General features: G+C 49.9%; 21 protein-coding genes. 9 read left to right on the top strand and 12 right to left on the bottom strand.

The genetic code is table 11. The features are described from left to right. Positions 1–62: 62 nt before the first annotated feature. Positions 63–815 carry a MerR family transcriptional regulator gene (locus ACOZB4_RS26345; RefSeq protein WP_379410731.1) on the bottom strand — a complete coding sequence of 251 codons (753 nt, stop codon included), beginning with the start codon at positions 813–815 and terminating at the stop codon, positions 63–65. A 21-nt stretch (positions 816–836) separates the two neighbouring features. Continuing rightward, positions 837–1,820, bottom strand: coding sequence for an alpha/beta fold hydrolase (locus tag ACOZB4_RS26340; protein WP_379410735.1), 984 nt, complete (start codon positions 1,818–1,820; stop codon positions 837–839). Between the two features lie 149 nt (positions 1,821–1,969). Between ACOZB4_RS26340 and ACOZB4_RS26335 the strand changes: the two genes are divergently transcribed. After that, positions 1,970–2,881, top strand: coding sequence for a hypothetical protein (locus ACOZB4_RS26335; RefSeq protein WP_076322259.1), 912 nt, complete (start codon positions 1,970–1,972; stop codon positions 2,879–2,881). A 299-nt stretch (positions 2,882–3,180) separates the two neighbouring features. Here ACOZB4_RS26335 and ACOZB4_RS26330 read toward each other — a convergent pair whose 3' ends face one another. The 4 genes from ACOZB4_RS26330 to ACOZB4_RS26315 all read right to left on the bottom strand — a co-directional run bounded on the left by ACOZB4_RS26330 (position 3,181) and on the right by ACOZB4_RS26315 (position 6,388). Beyond that, positions 3,181–3,402, bottom strand: coding sequence for a YezD family protein (locus ACOZB4_RS26330; protein WP_100540014.1), 222 nt, complete (start codon positions 3,400–3,402; stop codon positions 3,181–3,183). A 145-nt stretch (positions 3,403–3,547) separates the two neighbouring features. Continuing rightward, positions 3,548–4,411, bottom strand: a complete 864-nt coding sequence (gene cysW, locus ACOZB4_RS26325; RefSeq protein ID WP_379410741.1) for a sulfate ABC transporter permease subunit CysW — start codon at positions 4,409–4,411, stop codon at positions 3,548–3,550. Between the two features lie 13 nt (positions 4,412–4,424). Further along, complete coding sequence (gene cysT / locus ACOZB4_RS26320; protein ID WP_339270044.1) at positions 4,425–5,273, bottom strand: sulfate ABC transporter permease subunit CysT; 849 nt, start codon at positions 5,271–5,273, stop codon at positions 4,425–4,427. A gap of 38 nt (positions 5,274–5,311) precedes the next feature. Then, positions 5,312–6,388 carry a sulfate ABC transporter substrate-binding protein gene (locus tag ACOZB4_RS26315; protein WP_379410745.1) on the bottom strand — a complete coding sequence of 359 codons (1,077 nt, stop codon included), beginning with the start codon at positions 6,386–6,388 and terminating at the stop codon, positions 5,312–5,314. Between the two features lie 361 nt (positions 6,389–6,749). On the opposite strand from ACOZB4_RS26315, the gene sleB reads away from it, so the two are divergent. After that, positions 6,750–7,409: a spore cortex-lytic enzyme gene (sleB, locus tag ACOZB4_RS26310; RefSeq protein WP_076322264.1), complete on the top strand. Its 660-nt coding sequence runs from the start codon at positions 6,750–6,752 to the stop codon at positions 7,407–7,409. 175 nt (positions 7,410–7,584) lie between these two features. Here sleB and ACOZB4_RS26305 read toward each other — a convergent pair whose 3' ends face one another. Beyond that, a complete protein-coding gene (locus ACOZB4_RS26305) occupies positions 7,585–8,658 on the bottom strand; it encodes a lactonase family protein (protein ID WP_339270039.1) in 1,074 nt (357 codons plus the stop codon). A 236-nt stretch (positions 8,659–8,894) separates the two neighbouring features. Between ACOZB4_RS26305 and ACOZB4_RS26300 the strand changes: the two genes are divergently transcribed. The 4 genes from ACOZB4_RS26300 (at position 8,895) to ACOZB4_RS26285 (ending at position 11,778) form a co-directional block, all read left to right on the top strand. After that, a complete protein-coding gene (locus ACOZB4_RS26300; RefSeq protein WP_379410752.1) occupies positions 8,895–10,055 on the top strand; it encodes a stalk domain-containing protein in 1,161 nt (386 codons plus the stop codon). Between the two features lie 174 nt (positions 10,056–10,229). Then, positions 10,230–10,613 carry a cytochrome-c oxidase gene (locus ACOZB4_RS26295; RefSeq protein ID WP_379410754.1) on the top strand — a complete coding sequence of 128 codons (384 nt, stop codon included), beginning with the start codon at positions 10,230–10,232 and terminating at the stop codon, positions 10,611–10,613. 146 nt (positions 10,614–10,759) lie between these two features. Continuing rightward, positions 10,760–11,170 carry a hypothetical protein gene (locus tag ACOZB4_RS26290; protein ID WP_379410757.1) on the top strand — a complete coding sequence of 137 codons (411 nt, stop codon included), beginning with the start codon at positions 10,760–10,762 and terminating at the stop codon, positions 11,168–11,170. A 398-nt stretch (positions 11,171–11,568) separates the two neighbouring features. Further along, a complete protein-coding gene (locus ACOZB4_RS26285) occupies positions 11,569–11,778 on the top strand; it encodes a hypothetical protein (protein WP_379410759.1) in 210 nt (69 codons plus the stop codon). Positions 11,779–11,780: 2 nt separating this feature from the next. Here ACOZB4_RS26285 and ACOZB4_RS26280 read toward each other — a convergent pair whose 3' ends face one another. The 3 genes from ACOZB4_RS26280 to ACOZB4_RS26270 all read right to left on the bottom strand — a co-directional run bounded on the left by ACOZB4_RS26280 (position 11,781) and on the right by ACOZB4_RS26270 (position 14,030). Further along, a complete protein-coding gene (locus ACOZB4_RS26280) occupies positions 11,781–13,178 on the bottom strand; it encodes a DUF4179 domain-containing protein (protein WP_379410761.1) in 1,398 nt (465 codons plus the stop codon). After that, positions 13,171–13,701: a sigma-70 family RNA polymerase sigma factor gene (locus ACOZB4_RS26275; RefSeq protein WP_379410764.1), complete on the bottom strand. Its 531-nt coding sequence runs from the start codon at positions 13,699–13,701 to the stop codon at positions 13,171–13,173. Before ACOZB4_RS26275 ends, ACOZB4_RS26280 begins: the two co-directional genes overlap by 8 nt. Before the next feature lie 137 nt (positions 13,702–13,838). Further along, positions 13,839–14,030 (bottom strand): hypothetical protein, encoded by a 192-nt coding sequence (locus ACOZB4_RS26270; RefSeq protein WP_076322272.1) that lies wholly within the window; start codon positions 14,028–14,030, stop codon positions 13,839–13,841. A 229-nt stretch (positions 14,031–14,259) separates the two neighbouring features. Between ACOZB4_RS26270 and ACOZB4_RS26265 the strand changes: the two genes are divergently transcribed. The 3 genes from ACOZB4_RS26265 to ACOZB4_RS26255 all read left to right on the top strand — a co-directional run bounded on the left by ACOZB4_RS26265 (position 14,260) and on the right by ACOZB4_RS26255 (position 16,154). Then, positions 14,260–14,979, top strand: a complete 720-nt coding sequence (locus ACOZB4_RS26265; protein WP_379410767.1) for an MBL fold metallo-hydrolase — start codon at positions 14,260–14,262, stop codon at positions 14,977–14,979. Continuing rightward, complete coding sequence (locus ACOZB4_RS26260) at positions 14,976–15,536, top strand: TetR/AcrR family transcriptional regulator (protein WP_379410771.1); 561 nt, start codon at positions 14,976–14,978, stop codon at positions 15,534–15,536. Before ACOZB4_RS26265 ends, ACOZB4_RS26260 begins: the two co-directional genes overlap by 4 nt. Before the next feature lie 126 nt (positions 15,537–15,662). Further along, complete coding sequence (locus ACOZB4_RS26255; protein ID WP_076322275.1) at positions 15,663–16,154, top strand: cytochrome c biogenesis protein CcdC; 492 nt, start codon at positions 15,663–15,665, stop codon at positions 16,152–16,154. 292 nt (positions 16,155–16,446) lie between these two features. Here the strand turns inward: ACOZB4_RS26255 and ACOZB4_RS26250 are convergent, their stop codons facing one another. Together ACOZB4_RS26250 and ACOZB4_RS26245 are read right to left on the bottom strand one after the other, a co-directional pair. Then, entirely contained in the window at positions 16,447–17,460 is a 1,014-nt protein-coding gene (locus ACOZB4_RS26250; protein WP_379410777.1) for an NADP-dependent oxidoreductase, read from the bottom strand. 224 nt (positions 17,461–17,684) lie between these two features. Beyond that, complete coding sequence (locus ACOZB4_RS26245) at positions 17,685–17,945, bottom strand: metal-sensitive transcriptional regulator (protein WP_076322276.1); 261 nt, start codon at positions 17,943–17,945, stop codon at positions 17,685–17,687. Between the last annotated feature and the right edge of the window lie 265 nt (positions 17,946–18,210).

Here is an 18,210-nt window from a genome sequence, read left to right as displayed (position 1 = left end):
TAATCAGTAGAATACGATTTAAGCTTCCTGCATAGGAAGCAGAACCCGAGCTGCAATGCAGCTCATTCACGATCAGGATAGCGCTTCAAGACCTCCTGCAAATATTGTTCTGCTTCCATTACAAGCTGACGCTCTCCAGCGTTCCATTGATCCCGATTTCTATCGACTGCTAAGAAGGCAGCATGAATCTGTTCATCGCCATGTGTCACACGTTGAACCATCCGATGCCATTCTTGGGCCAAGGTCCTGGCTAAACGGGACTCGATCGGAACGTTTGAAGCCTTATAAGCTGCAGCTTGCAGCGATATTTTTCGGAACGTATTGTAAAAATCCAATGCCGCCTGCTCAGAGTTAAATACCTTTTGAAATAGCCGCCAGTCTTCCTCCGAAAATTCGTATTCTTTCCAAGCCGACATATCGACCTCATTCAACGAACGCATGAGATGGGCTAACAGCTCCCAGGGTACGTTGTAACCTTCTTTCATCATTTCCTTTGCGACATGCAATCCGTCAAGCTTGGCCTGGATACTCTCTTTCTGTGAATAGAGGACCGATGCCTGGTAATCTAGAATGTTCTCGATATCCTGCTCCTCGGTGCCCACGATCAATTGTTCTTTGATCCTTCTTATAGAGAAACCGATGGCTCTATAGAACATAATCTGTTCAAGTACATACAACTGTTTATCATAATATACTCTATGCCCCAGCTCATCTCGCTCCGCATTAAGAATCCCTTCATTATCGTAATACTGAATGGTTCGCGGAGTTATTCCCGACAATTGACTGATTTCTTTTACGGAATATTTTCTTCCCATGAACCCATCCCTTCCCGTCCCTTACTCGATTTTTGCTAAAAAAGCTTCTATCGTTTCCTGTAACTCTTTAGGGTATTCCCCGTTAATTGCATGCGAGGCATCTTCAAATACGACCATCTCGCTATTAGGGTCTTTCAGGGAATCCATCCCCGTTTGATACGACTTTTCAGCATGGTGCATCGTCGATTGTCCAGCTAAAATACCGAGCACCGGTATCGTCAGCTCAGCTAATCGTTCAGGCTTGATGGCTTCCGGCATGGGCAGCTTGCTCTTGAATGTCCGCATACCGGTTTCGATTAATTTGGCGGTCGGGTCGCTGTCATCAACTTCAGCCCCGCCGGATATATAGCTGAGCATTTTCTCCCGGATCGGTTTGGGCACCATGGGCACAGACGCCGGAATGGATACCAGTATCATTTTCAGTGGAATGGGGCCAAACACATAGACAGGGTCCAGCAATATGAGCGATTGAATCTTCTCAGGATGCTTGAGCGCCACATTCGCCGCACTCCACCCGCCGAACGACAGCCCTAACAGGTGGATCTCTGATTCCGGCAGCTGATCCAGCACTTGCCCTAACCATGCTGCTTGGTCCGCAGCAGTTTCAATCCGTCTGGTTTCTGTGCTTAAACCCGGCTCTCCTATCAAATCAAGGGTATATACAGGCCGGTGTTCTAAAAAACCGCTTAGATTGGCCTCCCACATGGGTGTAGCAGATCCTTTTCCGGGAAGCAGCAACAAGGGTGTTTTATGCGGTGTATCGCTCTCCCGGAACTTGTAGAGCTGCACCACGCCAAAATCGGTATTAACCTTAATCGATTCAACCGGTTCTGGTAAGTGATTCATCGCCTCATCATAAGCCACCGCATATTCCTTCTGCCCATCCTCTGTAACAAAACCGCTTAACGACCCGTCATCTCTGAATAGAAAGCCTATTACCGTCAGTATAGCTAGTATCGCAATGAGAATGCTACCTAAGATCACCCATCCTTTTTTTCGTTTCACTTCAATCCCCTCCTAAGATGACTATAGGATATGACGTAACGTTATACGCAACCCCCTATGCTCTCCCTAGCTGCCTGTTACCGAATCGGCTTGAAATCCCTCCCTTGTTGTGCAATAGTGAAAGGTAGAATATTGAAGGAGGGGTCCGCTTGTCCCTTACGGAATGGATGGTTGATATCTTGGGCTCACTGGACACGCTCGTGGCCGTGCTTCTTGCCACTGCAATATTTTCGGGCCTGTACATATACAGTGCATCCCGGCTATTGGGTGCACGGAAGGATTCACTCGCTCGCATTCGTCAATCCTTGACGATTTATACCAGACTGGCCGGACCACTGGGAACCCTCATCAATCGACCGACCCGAACGGCTGTCCCCGACGACCTGTTGATCCGGCTTCTGCAGGAATGCAAATCCGCTGACCTGTTGACGCGGGAGCTCCACGAACAGATTGATACCTTTCTTAGCGATCGTGATGAATCCAGATTAACAACGCTTCACAAACTGCTGGACCGCGAGATCAACAGACTTATGAAGGAGCGCGACGAACTGGTTGGGCGGCTCGAGAAACCCGGTTGGGGTATGGGATTGTGGCTGCTCTTGAAACCTGCCGTACCTGCCCTTTCACTGGGTGCCGCGATCCTATGGACGACGATTCTCGTCCAGGAACTAAGGCAATCCCCTGCCTGGACAAACCCCGAGGTATGGTGTTTATGGCTCTCCAACATGATTGCCACAATCTCCTTCTACCGACTATTGATGGATTCCAGAAGAAGAACGCATGGTGTGATCTATACCATACTGCATCTGCTGATTGTAGCTTCAGCCCTGTTTAATCTGATCTGGAACGAGGCCTCACCATACGTTTTGGCTACCCAATGCTTGCTGTATCTGGCGGGTTTCCGGGTTACAGCCACCCGCAAGCGCCGTGAACGGCCCTATGCCGGACACCCGGAACTAATGGAACAATTCCTTCATCCTACGGGAGAGAATGACCCTCTTAATGAGACGGGAGGTTCCTGCGATCCAGAGATCACTAACAGCCCTCTGCGATCCAGATAAGATAGCAACGACATGAATATTACGAGATACAGCCCGTGCCGAATTCAACGGCCGGGCTGTTATTATATCTTCGCAATCCTTGTGCGGCAGGCAGTCATTACCCGATATTACGCTCTTACCTACCACAATCCTGGATCCCTGTGTTCATACAAAAAAAAGAATTCCCGTATGATTACCGAAGCACACTCCTATAGTCTACATCGGTTAACACTCAGGGTGTTCCCCAAAGTCTACTGGGTAAAGTGTGCTTATGGCATCTAAGGAAATTCTTCTCTCGGTACTCGATAACCCTTTAGGGATCATCTTGCATTCGTTCTTCGTTGTTGGCCAGATGCCCGGGGCGGTCCTGACGTCTTGACCGCTCCGGAGGCCGTATTCTCAAAACGCTTGCGCTCCGTTCGTTCCATCTGAACGATTTGACCCTCATGCACTACAATTTGCAGCGAACCGAATTCCATGTCGTTCAGCAGGCTGGCTATGCGTTCGAGCCACATTTCATCCACTTTTAAAGGTTTAGCCATGGATACGCCTCCTCACCGGGCAAAGCCCAAATATATTTACTCATCCCCACAAGTCGAAGTGACATTTTACCTGCACGCGTGCATTATTCATTCTTTTCCAACCTACATAGTATGAATTAACATTAGCATGGGTTGGAAACGACTGTCAATGGGCATTTTTTCGCGTAAACCAATTTTTCAGCAGCAGGGTTACGACGGCTAATAACAGCAATAATGAGGCCACCGCGAACGATGCCGAAAACTGATACTCATTGTACAAAATTTCGACATGAAGGGGCAGCGTATTGGTCTCGCCGCGGATATGGCCGGATACAACGGATACGGCCCCAAACTCGCCCATGGCTCTGGCGTTACACAATATGATGCCGTACAATAACCCCCACTTAATATTGGGCAGGGTGACCCTCCAGAATATTTGCCAGCCCTTGGCGCCCAGCGTTACTGCCGCCTCCTCTTCCTTCGTCCCTTGGTCTTCCATCAGCGGGATCAGTTCCTTTGCCACAAAGGGAAACGTGACAAATAATGTAGCCAGAACAATGCCGGGCACGGCAAAAATAATCTTGATATCATGGCTTTCAAGCCAAGGGCCAAACCATCCCTGCCGCCCGAAGATCAGCACGAAGATTAAACCTCCGATCACAGGCGATACCGCAAACGGCAGATCCAGCAGCGTAATCAACAGATTTTTGCCTTTAAAACGAAACTTCGTTATGGTCCATGCTGCAATAACGCCGAATATCGAATTCAGCGGTACCGCAATAGCCGCCACCAGTAAAGTCAGCTGAAGCGCAGACAGAGCATCAGGATCGGATAAGGCGGCTACATAGACCTCCCAGCCCTTCTTAAGCGCCTCCGACATCACCGTAATCAGAGGCAGCACAATAAGCCACAGCAGCACAAGCCCAGCCAAGCTTATGAATGTCCATTTCACCCACGGCTTCTCCGTTGCCGCCAGAGAGGACGGCGTGTTTCGTTTCGCTGCAGGAGCGGCAGGTACAGTTCCAGCCATTATTATCCCCTCCTTAACGGGCGGTTTTCCGTGTCCAATGTTGTAGTATATTGATGCCGAGCAGCAGTGCGAAAGAGATGAGCAGCAAGATCAAGGCAACCGCCGTCGCGCCGGCATAATCAAACTGCTCCAGCTTCGTCATGATTAACAGCGGCGCAATCTCCGTCTTCATCGGCATATTCCCCGATATGAAAACCACGGAGCCATATTCACCGATGCCCCTGGCAAAAGCAAGCGCAAATCCGGTCAGCAGCGGCGGAATCAAGGTCGGCAGAATGATGGTGCAAAACGTGCGCCATCGGCGTGCCCCGAGCGTTGCAGCCGCCTCTTCCGTATCCCGCTCCGCGTCCTCCAGCACCGGCTGTACCGTCCGCACAACGAACGGTATGCCGATGAACATGAGGGCCAGCGTGATGCCTAAGGGAGAAAATGCCGCCTTGATCCCCAGCGGCTCCAGCAGCGATCCAATCCAGCCGTTAGCGGAATAGATCGCGGTTAAAGCCACCCCCGCTACTGCCGTTGGCAGGGCGAAGGGCAAATCGATCAGGGCATCCCACAATTTTTTGCCGGGGAAATCATACCGCACCAGCACCCAAGCCAGCAGCAGCCCCAATATCGTATCCGCGAATGCGGCCAGCGCCGCTGTCGTCAGACTAACCCGGTAGGAGGCCAGTACCCTCGGATCGGTTGCAACCGACCAGAACTTCTCCCAGGTTAGTCCGGTTTGATTGAGAAGCAGCGCCGACAGCGGCACGAGCACAACCAAGCTCATATAAAGGACGGTCAGTCCCATGCCGATTCCAAAACCCGGGAGTACGCTGCGATTGTTTCTGCTTTGCTTCTGTACGGGGAGTACTGCCATATCCACTCATCCTTTCCTGCCTTCGGCGGTTATGCCGATCAGCTGCCTGGCACGTAAATCTGATTAAAGATGCCGCCGTCATTGAAATGCTTCGTTTGTGTCTCTTCCCATGTTCCAAACACATCCTTGAGCGTAAACAATTCGATAGCCGGGAATTTCTCCTTGTACTTGTCAGCCACGCTGGTAAGCGTTGGACGGTAGTAGTTCTCAGCCGCAATCGTCTGCCCCTCTTCACTGTATAGATATTGCAGGTAGGCTTCCGCTACCTCGCGGGTCCCACGTTTGTCAACGTTCTTATCCACGACGGCAACCGGAGGCTCCGCCAAAATACTGACGGACGGATTCACGATCTCGAATTTGTCGGGTCCCAGCTCGTTAATCGAGAGATAAGCTTCATTCTCCCAAGCCAACAGCACGTCCCCGATTCCGCGTTCTACAAAAGTGGTTGTCGCACCGCGGGCTCCGCTGTCCAGCACCGGTACGTGGGTGAACAGTTCTTTCACAAATTCCTGTGCCTTCGCTTCATCGTTATTGTTAACCTTGAGTGCGTACCCCCACGCCGCCAGGTAGTTCCACCGAGCACCGCCGGAGGTCTGTGGGTTCGGCGTGATCACCTCCACGCCCTCCTTGATCAGGTCCGGCCAATCCTTGATGCCTTTCGGGTTGCCTTTGCGGACGAGAAAAACGATGGTTGAGGTATAAGGCGCACTGTTATGCTCAAACTTGCTCTCCCAGCCTTCATTGATCAATCCGGCCTGACGGATCGCATCGATATCGTATCCGAGGGCCAGTGTCACCACATCCGCCTCCAAACCGTCGATAACCGAACGGCTTTGCTTGCCTGAACCTCCGTGCGATTGCTTAAATGTTACCTTCTGGCCTTGTTCCTTCTCCCAATGCGCTGCGAACGCTTTATTGTATTGGTCATATAACTCTCGGGTCGGATCGTAAGAAACATTGAGCAGTTCCACGCTCGGCTTGCTTGAACCCGAAGCAGGCGCGTCTCCATTGGCGGTTGCGACTGTCTCTGTTTTCTCTGCACCGCAAGCTGTAAGTGCCGCCGTCAGCATCACTGTTAATCCGATGAGAACCCCTTGCTTCAACACCTTTTTCATATGGATCACTCCCCCTATTATTCTCTACTAAACAGGCCGTATGGCAAAAAAAGACGGAGGAAAGCTCATCAGAACAGAGTCAAGCCGGTTTGCAAACCGTGCCTGCTCTTAGTCTTCGAGCGTTCCTCCGTCGATACGGTGAGAACAATACATTATAATTCCTACCTGTTTAGTATGTTATGTTGCTATTGTAATAAGTCCCTCTCCTGCTGTCAAACCTTTTTTCAAAAAATTTCAAGTTTAGGACCACACGGACCATGGAACCATTTTTGGTGCAACGAACGCAGTCACGACGCGGATTTCCATTTACTGATGGTTGTATGAACCCGCTTCCAACCTTATAATTCTACCCCAAAGGGAGTTGATCACCATAAGAAAGCCAAATCGAAAAATAATTTCTGCTCTTTTCCTTAGTATTCTTCTGTTCATGCCTGCATTTGCCCAAACGACGGAGGCAGCTCCGGTGTTAAAGCCTGGCAATGAAAACGGGGATGTCTGGGAGCTTCAATATCGCCTGAAAACGCTGGACTTCTACACGCAGCCGCTGGATGGCAAATATGGGGCAAACACGAAAACAGCCGTTACCCGTTTCCAAAAAGAATACGGTGTGCCAGCCGATGGAGTTACCGGCGCACAAACCTGGAGACAGCTGAAAAAATATACGTTAAATCAATCCGAAATGGATGTCATGGCCAGAGTCATTTATAGCGAAGCCCGCGGTGAGCCTTACAAAGGACAAGTTGCCGTCGGGGCTGTTGTCATGAACCGCATTCAATCCAGCGAATTTCCGAATGATATTCGGGGCGTCGTCTTTCAAAAAGGGGCCTTTACAGCCGTAGATGACGGACAATACTGGTTGACTCCGAACCGGGCTGCCTATCTTGCCGCATTGGATGCCGTTCGCGGCTGGGATCCGACTTATGAATCCCTTTATTATTTCAATCCGAAAACAGCAACCAGCAAATGGATCTGGTCCAGACCGCAAGTGCTGCAGATCGGCAATCATATCTTTGCGCATTAATGATTCATGGAATGAATCTTTAAACCAATGAATTCCTATAACCTTGCAGCCAGCTTACTCGCTAGTTGGAGATTGAACACCGCGTTCTAGTCCAGTGCTACCCGCAGGACGCTTAACAAAAGAAGCAGCTCAAGTCCCATTTTCGGGTCTTCGAGCTGCTTCTTCTTTATATACGTTAACGTTTATTAGCTTTCGCCTTCTCCACGGGACAGATGCATACCGGGCGCGTAACTTCTAGTGTATAACCCGTAGAAACCAGATTGCCCGTGTCCGGATCGATCCGATAACTTGCGATCAAACCATTGTCCTGATTCGCCGTTAGCAGGAAGCCGTCCGGCATGATATTGAAGTGGCGCGGCGTTTTACCACCGGAAGACACCCAGTTGACGGCACGGAGCATACCGGTCTCCTGGTCGATTACATATTGAACGATGCTGTCATGGCCCCGGTTGGAGGCGTACAGATAACGACCACATGGAGATACCAGCAGATGGGCAGATGTGTTGTTATCCATCACGACGTCTTCTGGTAAGGTCGATATGTGCTGCAATATTTTCAAATCTCCAAATGTTCCATCGTTTGCGTAAGCCGTTACCGTGCTGTTCAGCTCGTTCGTGCCATACACCCACTTGCCTGATGGATGAAAAGACACATGCCTCGGACCCGAGCCTGGCGGCAAACTGATCTCGCGGTGGGTCACCAGCTTGCCTTCCTCCAGCCGATACAGGTTCACATCATCCATGCCCAAGTCACTGACCACGATATACTTGCTGACGGGGTCTTCAAATATTGAATGCGGATGCGCTTCGGATTGACGGTCATCGTGAAGACCGCGTCCGCTGTGCTTGATCTTGGAGGCCAGCTCTCCAACCCGGCCGTCTTCTTCTAATGCCAGCACCGATATATGTCCATCACTATACCCTGTCGTAAGCAGATACTTCCCGTCCGATGTACGGGATACATGACATGCACCGGACGAGCCGGTAGACTGAACGTTCAGCAGCGTTAATTCACCGGTGACCAGATTGGCCGAATAAGCCGACACATCGCTTTCGCCCTTCTCGCTCGCTGCATACAATACAGAGATCGAATCATCGAAATCCAGATAGGTAGGGTTTTCTATTCCAGCCGTACCACCTAAGATACGCAGCTCGCCCGTACCTCGATCCATCGCCCCCCAATGAATTCGATTCTCTTCCTCCGAACCATAGGTTCCTATGTAAAATATCAGTTCCTGTCCTGCTGTCATGTGATCCACTCCTTTGTCTAATGAATGATCCGGTGAACCGGTCTAATTCTTATTATGTATTACCCATCAGGGCTCCGCGCTTACCGTCTTTTTTCAATTCGATCCGGCAAGCCGTCCCGCGTTGCTCTTACCAATTATTATTCATAAAGAAATGTATTGCTAGCATTGGTTTTATCATGTACGATTACCACAATTACCACTCTATTCTATCATTCGTTGAAGGGGATGACAGCCAATTGAAGAAAAAAATCAGCCTACTGACGATCGCTTTCCTGTTTCTGTTCGCAAGTGCGACACAAGCCGCTCCGGCAAAGAATCAAGGGAATATCCGGGTCTACCTCGATAACCAGGAAATCAAATTTCAGGCAGCGCCTATTATGAAGAATGGAGTCACCTTCGTGCAATTCCGCCCTCTGTTCCAGGCCTTGGATTATAAAGTCAATTGGAACAGCACGAATAAACAGGTAACGGGTACATACCTCGATCAGAAGCTGCAGATGACCATCGGACAGAAAACCGCTTATGTCAATGGTGCAACAACCACGCTTCAGATTGCCCCATTCACCGATGGCGGCAACACGCTGGTTCCCCTTCGTTTCGTAGCTGAAGCCACCGGACTCCCCGTGAAGTGGGATTCCAAGGCACGTACCATCAAGATCGACCGTGAGGGTGCAATTGATAAAGCCACCGATGAGGTAAAGAGGCTTTACCATACAATTGAAGAAGCTGGAAGTGCCAAGAAACTGGATGCTGTCATGAGCGCCTTCCATCCGAAATCTCCTGTTTTTGCGGAAATGCAAGAATATTATCAGAACCAATTTAAGAACGATCTGCATGTATCTGCTGATGTATGGGAAGTAACGGTAGCCGGAACGTCAATCCATGCCTACACCAGCGTGACCCTCGACCGCACCGGCGGACCTTTTGCTTGGGATGCTACACTCCATTATGAAAATCTCTTGAAGAAAGATGCTTCGGGAGCATGGAAAATCTATGATCTGGTCCATTACGAGACGGAATATCTGGTCGGAGATGAACTGCTGGAAGCTCGTCCAGAAGTGCCAGCAGCGGATCAAACAGCCATCGTGGCTACCATTGATACCCAGTCCAAGGGCTTCAATGAGGAGGATGGTCCACTGCTTATGTCGGTTATTCATCCGGAATCAGCCTACCACGAGATATTCCGAACCAGCATTGCGGAAGGCATTTTTGATGAGGTGAATTTCAACATCAAGTCCGAGGAGATTCGGACGGTCTTTTTCCAAGGGGAAGACGCCGTTGTTTATGCCAAAGAAAGCGATGATGCAGACGGTGAAATCATCCGTTCGACCTCTCTTTACTGGCTCAAGAAAGCCGACGGGAAATGGCTGATCTATGATGTGCTGGAGCTTGAATAAGTCACTGGCATAACGAATGCGTACAAATGAACCGTGAATTTCCCGGCGAGGGAGTTCACGGTTTCTTTTTTGCTGGCTATAAAACGTCGTTCTTCATTAAATCTTCCTCCCTCTTGGTCTACTTCACCAAAGCTGACATATATCATAGTAGTAATCCATAAGAGGAGGGGTTATATGGGTGTTAAATTAATCAAGATCGCCGCTGTATACTTCGTACTGGGGATATTGCTCGGCATGTACATGTCGATCTCCCACAGCTACGATTACGCCTCAGTTCACACACACGTCAACCTTCTGGGCTGGGCATCCCTGGCTCTTGCAGGTGTTATTTATGTTCTGTTCCCCGCAGCCGGAGAATCCACCGCAGGCAAAGTGCATTTCTGGCTGCACAATATCGGTCTGCCTGTCATGATGATCGGTCTCGCACTGCTGGTAAGCGGTATGGGATCGGTAGAGCCGGTCATTGCTGTTGGCGGCGTTCTGGTAACGCTGGGCATTCTCGCTTTCCTCTATAATGTGCTAACCCATGTTAAAAGTACGCATAGAAGGAAACGCTGATTTTGGGCTCGGATCCTCAAGGAATCGTCTCTATTTGGCGGTTCCTTCTTCATGTTTCATGCGCCTCTTTCATCGGAAGATGGGTCATAGTTACCGACTAATGGGTATAAGTAGATACCTTTCTCTTCGAAGGAGGCATCATAGTCATGGAAACAAATTCAGCAATTGAAGTCCAATTTCACTGCCGTCAGTGCCAAGCGGATATCGGGGTTACGTTCAAATCAGAACAGTTCACCACGGTACTCTGCCCGCAGTGCGATTACAGCTATTCACTCATGAGACCAACCATTGGGGAAGAGATCCTACTGGATTGGGAGAAAGAGGCCGTATTCCAAAAAATCCGCGCGGATCAAACCGAGCATGACAAAATGGAACTGATGCTCCTCGTCATCAAGGTCGTCGAGCTGCTGACTTGGCGGGATGAAGGAAATGGCCATATCCGCGCCATCGAAACGCTTCGTGAGTGGCTGCTGCTTAACGGGGTGCCCAAAGCGCTTATTGAACTCCTGGATGCTAAGGGACCTGAAGGCAGCTCCCCTACCGGGCATAAGGAATAGCGAAATCAAGCCATGTTTTATATAAGTTGAACTAAAGATTCTCAGCCCGAGCATCACTACGAATACGGATTATTCTTCCGATCGCTGTTGCCCCCAGATTTCTATCAATCCATTATAAATGGTTGAAATCCGGGTGCAAAGGCGACCGCTATCGCTTCTCCAGAATAATTCCGCCTTCTCCGTTGAGATTCTTCTTTTCATTAGTTCAATCTATATAGGATATAAATACATGATTAAAAGGAACCGTCCTCCGGCCATCATCGTCGGGGGCGGTTCCTTATTCGTGTCCTCAAGTCTGGAGCATAACTTTAAATGAGAACACTCTGTTATTTTACATATGTTGGAACTTCGTTAATTAACCATACGTATTATCTCTAAAGAAAGGAGCTGACTAATCCATGTTCAACTTCATTTTTATCGCATTCATGGGCATCGTACTCATCGCGATTGGTCTATACGCCATCAGAAATCCGCATTCATGGTGGTTCAGAAGAACGCAAGATGATATTGAACTCAGCGATTTGAGAATATGGTATCTAAAATTCGCCGGCAAAATGACCATCGCATTCGGCGTTGTGGTTATCCTGATGAGCTTTCAGCATCTCTAAATTTATTGAATCGGCACCTCGAATGCCTGCTCCATGACACCAGGGTAGCTGCTTAACGTAAACGTCAGTGGCTGCGGGTAATCCCCAGGTTTAAGGTGGATATACTGCGTGATGAGGCTTACGTCGGTATCCGAAGAGGATCGGGACGAGGAACTGAGCCCCCCAGCATCTTCATTGATCCTATGCTTTTTCCCCTCTCCATCCACAAACTCCGGCTCAATCGACACACTGCCCATATGCCGGTCAGTCTGTTCTTCGTATTCAAATGTCAGGGTATGCCCCGTGTACTCTCCGAACCGAAGGTCGCCGTCCGGTGAACGGATGATCTCTTTCTTATCCGTATCCACCACGAGTTTCATCTTGGAGGGGTCCACCGCCTGGAATCCGCTTGCTTTCAGCGTGATTGATTCTGGCTTCTCCAATATATTGCTGTCGAAGAAGTAAGTCATATCCCCTCCCCCGGCACCGGGTAAGAATGCGGAATCACTGTTCAATCTGATCTTCTCGCCGTTAACCACAGCTTCCAAATATACATCCCATAAGCCGGTTACCTTCATCGTATTACTGGATGGGACGTTCGCTTTCAAGACGATTCCGACAGGAGACAACACAGCTTCTTTCAAATAGAACCTCTGGCTCTCAATCTGCAGCATTTTGTTGAGCGGAACGGTGCTGGTATACTTCTGAACGGTCTCCATATCAACGGATACGTTAATATCGAGCACCTGCTCGTTCTCTGTAGCGGATTCATAAACCGTATTCGTCGAATAGGGGGCGATCCTAAAAGATAACGTCAGTTCCTCAGGTATAGGGTGATTCTCGCCCATCTGAATGTCTGATCGGGAACGGAACAGTTCGCCGGGCTTAATCTCAGTTCCACCAGATGACCCGATACTGTAAGGCAGCGATTCGCTGGATTCCCGGCGCTTCATCTCCATCCTCTTTAAGTCTGCGGGATTCTCCGCATGGTTTTGAACCGTATAGAACACCTCCATCTGCTGGGAGCCTACAAGTATCCCGTTCACCGTTACCGTATAATCCCCCTTGGTCACCGATTGATTCACCGGCTGAATCATGCCGTGTTTGTTGGCTGTATTCAGCGTAATATCTTCTCCGAAATCAAACCCGGTCAATGGCGGATACGGCCCTTGAGCCGCCATTTGCTTTTGGGGATTCACCAGCCCTTCGTTCCCGCTCCATACCACGAACAGCAGCGCAGCCGCTACGGTTACAAGCACGGCAGAGACGGTAGCCATTCGTGCCCGGCCCCGCTGCGTGCGCCGTCCTCTTCGCATCCCGCTTCGCACCGCCGCGTCCAATGCTTCATCGGATACAACAGCTGCGCTGATCTCCGCGTCCCTATTCATCTCCTTCAGCATTCGCTCTTCCTTCTCAAACATGGAATATGGCACCTCCTGGCTCGATTTTTTGCCGAAGCATCTTTAATCCTTGATACAGCCGGGTTTTGACTGTACCCTCCGGAACATCGAGAATCTTGGCGATATCACTAATCGTCATGTCCTGATAATATTTCAAAATCAGCACATGGCGGTATTTAGGCTTCATGCGGCTGAGCCCACGCTCAAGATCCAGCTTGCTATCGCTGACCATCTCGGCAGCCGTCTCCCGGCTGTGAACTTCTTCAACCGGAACCATGCGCTTTTTTCGTTTTTGCTCATCCACGCAGCAGTTAATCAGGATCCGAATGAGCCAAGGAACAAATGCCTCCGGATGCTTCAGCTTCCGGCACTTCATCCACGCCCGGCATACCGTCTCCTGCAATACCTCCAGTGCGTCACTCTCGTTATGCAAATAACTGTACGCAATTCCGTATAGGCGCCTTCGGTGCTCCGTAACGAGTGCATAGAACGCTTCCTCGTCCCCTCTGCAGGCAGCAGCCGCAAGCTCTTTATTTTCCATCATCCGATTACCCTTCCCCTCCGACCTACCTCGTTTGTATTCATCTCTGTATATAAGACTGCGAAGCGATTCAAACGGTTTTTTTATTTTCCACACAAAAAAAGTCCGCCCTGGCAGGCAGACTTGAACGTATCTCTCGATTAACTTCGTTTTCTGCGTCCTTTAAAGAAGTAATGGTATCCTAGATATCCGATGCCGCATAACAGCAGCATAAGCGCAGAAAGCCAGATGACAGGAAGCAGATATGGCGTGTGCTGACTGGCTACATACAGAAGTACCGCGGAGAAGGCATACATCACCATCAGAAGTACGATGCGTTTGAAAATATCCATGTCGTCCGCCCCTCACCCTTTATCTCAATAATCTACAATTTTTTCCGTATATCTATCTTTATGGTAACTCAAAATGATGAAAATTGCACTCAAAATTTGGTAAATTTATAAAAATTTTAGGGGTTAAACAAGCCTATTCATGAAAATGTTAAAATTCAGACTTGATAAAACTAATATCATTAGTTATTATGCTAATATGATTAGTTTTGAATGAGAGGGGAATTGTATTATGTTAATAACAACGATTGAACACGTAACTCAAATTTCTTTTCTTCCTCGTCTTTTCCCGGTAAATGTCTATCTTGTAGAAGAAAACGACGGGGTTACGCTGATTGATACAGGCATGTCATTTTCCCAAAAGGGAATTCTTCAAGCGGCCTCCGCTATAGGAAAGCCCATCACCCGGATCGTGCTGACCCATGCTCACGGCGACCATGTCGGGGCGCTCGACGGGTTAAAGAAAGAGCTTCCGCATGCTTCGGTTTACATCTCGCGGCGTGATGCACTGCTGCTAAAGGGAAATGCCGAGCTCCAACCTGGAGAGCTGCAAACTCCGATTCGCGGAGATATTCCCAAAAACATAACCACCGTTCCGGATGTGCTTCTGGGTGACGGGGAATCCGTTGGTTCGCTCAAGGCCATCGCCACTCCCGGGCATACGCCGGGGCATATGGCATTCCTTGATGAGCGTAGCGGTATCCTGATTGCCGGCGATGCTTGGCAGACACGGGGCGGATTAGCCGTATCCGGTGTGTTCAAGCCCTGGTTTCCCTTCCCTGCCATGGCAACCTGGAGCAAGGATCTTGCTCTGGAAAGCGCCAAAATGCTAACCGCACGGAAGCCCGCCGTTCTGGCTGTCGGCCATGGACGGATGCTAAAGAATCCGGCGGCTCCCATGCAGCAGGCCGTTGCGCATGCGGAATCTATTATGAGGAGGAATGCAAAATGAGTCCGAGACCCGGAATTGACCGGCTTCAACTGCTTCAAACCGCCGCCGATCTGGCGGATCAGGATGGGCTTCATACCGTAACCTTGGCCGCACTTGCTGGTAAGCTGGGCGTTCGGTCGCCTTCCCTGTATAACCACGTAGACGGACTGCCCGGTCTGCATGCCGCCCTTATGCTGTATGGCCTCCAGACATTGCATGATCGGCTGCTGAAGGCTGTCGCCGGCCGGTCAGGCGAAGATGCCCTGCGTTATGTATGCCTTACCTATGTTGACTTTGCCAGATCTCACCCCGGATTATACGAAGCCGCATTGCAGCCTCTCCGTCCGGAACAGCAGGAGACGCAGCAAGTAGGCAATCAGATTGTCGAGCTTCTGCTCCAAATCTTAGCTCCTTACCAGCTCAGTGAGCCGGAGGCGCTGCATGCTGTGCGGACACTTCGCAGCCTCTGCCATGGCTTCTCATCTCTGGAACGTGGGGGGCAATTCGCCATGGATTTGGATGTAGATGAAAGCCTCAATTTTATGATCCGGATTTTCATCGATGGACTCCAGTCTTAAAGACAGCTGGTGCTAATAGCGCTGCTCCTCCCACACCTGCCTGATTTTGCCTGGCATCAGAATGTGCTATAATCAGAAGGCAGCACATTGTCATGTCATTTTATTTATGGAAAGAGGTTCTGAATTGTGGTTAATTTCGATTCCCCAATTCTTCAGATAGGCTCTACGATTGTGATGCTGGTTATGGCACTGACCGTTATTTTCATTCGAATGAAAGCGAGTCACCGCCCCGTCACCGTCAAGAAGATCATCATCCCTCCCGTTGCCATGAGCACCGGGTTTCTGATGTTCGTTGAGCCGCAAGTACGCATCCCCATATGGTGGGCGGGTATTGCCTTTCTGGTAGGCTGGTTCATCTTCTCCTATCCACTGATTCGCAGCACCAAATTCGAGAAGGTCGATGGCCAGATTTTCATGCAGAAATCGAAAAGCTTTATTTACATTCTGCTCGGCCTGCTGGCAATCCGGCTTCTGCTCCACGGATATATCGAGCAGCATATTTCCATCCCGCAGACCGCGGCGTTGTTCTTCATGCTGGCTTACGGCATGATTGTCCACTGGCGCATTTCGATGTATCGCCAGTATCAGCAATTTACGACACCAGAAGCGGCTATATAGCGAACATGTTCCATCTTTAACTATATAAGTTGAACTAAAGATTCTTAGCCTAAGCATCACTACGAATGCGGATTATTCTTCCGATCGCTGTTGCCCCCAGATTTCTTCGATACATTCATATCATGGTTAAAATCCGGGGGCAAAGGCGACCACTTCGTTTCTGCGCAAAAAAAGAGTGTCGATGATCACGCAAGCCGGAAGGCTATGACCCTTCCGCTCGCAGAGCTCCCATATGAGGAGGCTTGCGAAGTGCGTAAATTCGACACTCTTTTATTTTTTGTCTGTCAAAAGACTAGCTTTGCTCTTCGCTTACCTTCACCAGCTGTTTCCCGAGATTCTCCCCGGAGAAGAGCCCCAGAAACGCCTCTATAGTCTGCTCGAAACCGTCGACGATATGTTCGGCGTACTGAATTTTACCATCCCTCAGCCATTCGGCCAGTTCATGCAATGCCTCATTGTACCGACTGGCGTAGTCGCCGACCAGGAAGCCCTTCATCAGTGCCGTATTGGTCAGCAGCAGGCTCTGAATTCTCGGACCTGTATCGGGTTTCTGCAGGTTATAGAGTGCGATTTGGCCGCAAATCGGAATTCGTGCATTTTTGTTGATAAGACGCAGCACCGCATCGGAAACCTCACCGCCGACATTGTCAAAATAGACGTCCACCCCATTCGGGCAAGCTTCCGCTAAAGCCGATGCCAGATCTTCGGTCCGGTAATTGATCGCTGCATCAAACCCCAGCTTCTCCGTCAGGTACTTGGTTTTCTCTTCAGAACCGGCAATACCGATCACCCGGGTTCCTTTGATCTTGGCAATCTGCCCGACAATCATGCCTACGGCGCCTGCGGCACCCGATATCACCACCGTCTCGCCTTCCTTCGGCTGACCGATATCCAGCAGTCCGAAATAGGCAGTCAAACCGGTCATCCCCAGCACACCCAAGGCGGTCGATACGGGTGCCAGATCCGGGTTGACCTTACGCAGCGTTCCGGTCCGCACGGCGGCAAAGCGCTGCCAGCCCCATGTTCCTGCAACAAAATCGCCTTCCCGATAGGTCGGGTCCGTCGATTCCATCACCTGCCCTACTGCGCCTCCAGCGATAACCTGTCCTACCTCGTAGGGCTTCGCGTAACTTTTGGCATCGCTCATTCTGCCCCGCATATACGGATCCACCGACAAGTATTCGGTCCGTACCAGGACTTCTCCAGCTTGCGGAACGGGCAAAGGCTGCTCCTCAAAGGTAAAATCCGACTCATCCGGCATGCCTTGCGGCCTTTTGGCTAGTATAATTTGTTCGTTCACAGACATCTGAGTACCCTCCTTTAAGAAAAACCATCATCTTATCTTCACCCATTTTGTCCGTTTACAAATTTCCCAGCCCTTGCCAGGCCCCTTAACGGCAGGTGATCCTTTCGCGTTCAGGTGCATGTTCATTTTCGAGGGTTCCGCTAAATTCAAGTGGTTCCATCATGAGTCGGATACCTGAGGGGAGCGGTTCATCCAGACCTTCACCCTGCCTGCTATTCAAACGTTTACCTGCTCTTCACGAGCAGATTAACGGCATCCTGCACAAGCTTCTCCGTATCCTCACCATTCGCTTCTGCCTGCCGTACACAATCCACCAGGTTGGAGCTGACAACAACGCCAATGGTCCGGTCAATTGCCGTACGCGAAGCGGATAATTGCGTGATGACCTCCCTGCAGTCCTTATTCTCTTCCATCATCTTCAAAATGCCGCGAAGCTGTCCTTCAATCCGCTTGATCCGGTTTTTCATCTGATCGTCGTATTGCATGTGACTGTCCTCCTATAATACGTATCTGCACTGTCAGGCTTATCCTTGTCCTTATATTATACAACAAACGCCCGCTCTTTCCTTACGACCTGCCCCGCCGGCAGAATCCCGCTTGAAAATCTGCATCCTGCTGCTCGCTGCTGCGTAGCATTAGCAACTTCGATATAGGGCTTGTATACGCCAAGAGCGCATGGTATATTTTTAAATAACGAATGAATTCATAGTCATCCAGATCCAAACCTCATAATTTAAAGGCAATGTTATC

It is taken from the genome of Paenibacillus sp. NPDC058898 (assembly GCF_049316025.1).
In the GTDB taxonomy this organism is placed as follows: Bacteria; Bacillota; Bacilli; order Paenibacillales; family Paenibacillaceae; genus Paenibacillus_AQ.
Note: the sequence above shows the minus strand (reverse complement) of the source record. Positions and strands in the feature narration are given on the sequence as shown.

Excerpts from the sequence above, each read along its gene's own strand:
- ACOZB4_RS26280 (WP_379410761.1), bottom strand. The coding sequence starts at position 13,178 with ATGTTTGAGAAGGAAGAGCGAATGCTGAAGGAGATGAATAGGGACGCG.
- ACOZB4_RS26315 (WP_379410745.1), bottom strand. The coding sequence starts at position 6,388 with ATGAAAAAGGTGTTGAAGCAAGGGGTTCTCATCGGATTAACAGTGATG.
- ACOZB4_RS26285 (WP_379410759.1), top strand. The coding sequence starts at position 11,569 with ATGTTCAACTTCATTTTTATCGCATTCATGGGCATCGTACTCATCGCG.
- ACOZB4_RS26290 (WP_379410757.1), top strand. The coding sequence starts at position 10,760 with ATGGAAACAAATTCAGCAATTGAAGTCCAATTTCACTGCCGTCAGTGC.
- ACOZB4_RS26345 (WP_379410731.1), bottom strand. The coding sequence starts at position 815 with ATGGGAAGAAAATATTCCGTAAAAGAAATCAGTCAATTGTCGGGAATA.
- ACOZB4_RS26295 (WP_379410754.1), top strand. The coding sequence starts at position 10,230 with ATGGGTGTTAAATTAATCAAGATCGCCGCTGTATACTTCGTACTGGGG.
- cysT (WP_339270044.1), bottom strand. The coding sequence starts at position 5,273 with ATGGCAGTACTCCCCGTACAGAAGCAAAGCAGAAACAATCGCAGCGTA.
- ACOZB4_RS26330 (WP_100540014.1), bottom strand. The coding sequence starts at position 3,402 with ATGGCTAAACCTTTAAAAGTGGATGAAATGTGGCTCGAACGCATAGCC.
- ACOZB4_RS26245 (WP_076322276.1), bottom strand. The coding sequence starts at position 17,945 with ATGCAATACGACGATCAGATGAAAAACCGGATCAAGCGGATTGAAGGA.
- cysW (WP_379410741.1), bottom strand. The coding sequence starts at position 4,411 with ATGGCTGGAACTGTACCTGCCGCTCCTGCAGCGAAACGAAACACGCCG.
- ACOZB4_RS26260 (WP_379410771.1), top strand. The coding sequence starts at position 14,976 with ATGAGTCCGAGACCCGGAATTGACCGGCTTCAACTGCTTCAAACCGCC.
- ACOZB4_RS26265 (WP_379410767.1), top strand. The coding sequence starts at position 14,260 with ATGTTAATAACAACGATTGAACACGTAACTCAAATTTCTTTTCTTCCT.
- ACOZB4_RS26275 (WP_379410764.1), bottom strand. The coding sequence starts at position 13,701 with ATGATGGAAAATAAAGAGCTTGCGGCTGCTGCCTGCAGAGGGGACGAG.
- ACOZB4_RS26305 (WP_339270039.1), bottom strand. The coding sequence starts at position 8,658 with ATGACAGCAGGACAGGAACTGATATTTTACATAGGAACCTATGGTTCG.
- ACOZB4_RS26250 (WP_379410777.1), bottom strand. The coding sequence starts at position 17,460 with ATGTCTGTGAACGAACAAATTATACTAGCCAAAAGGCCGCAAGGCATG.
- ACOZB4_RS26270 (WP_076322272.1), bottom strand. The coding sequence starts at position 14,030 with ATGGATATTTTCAAACGCATCGTACTTCTGATGGTGATGTATGCCTTC.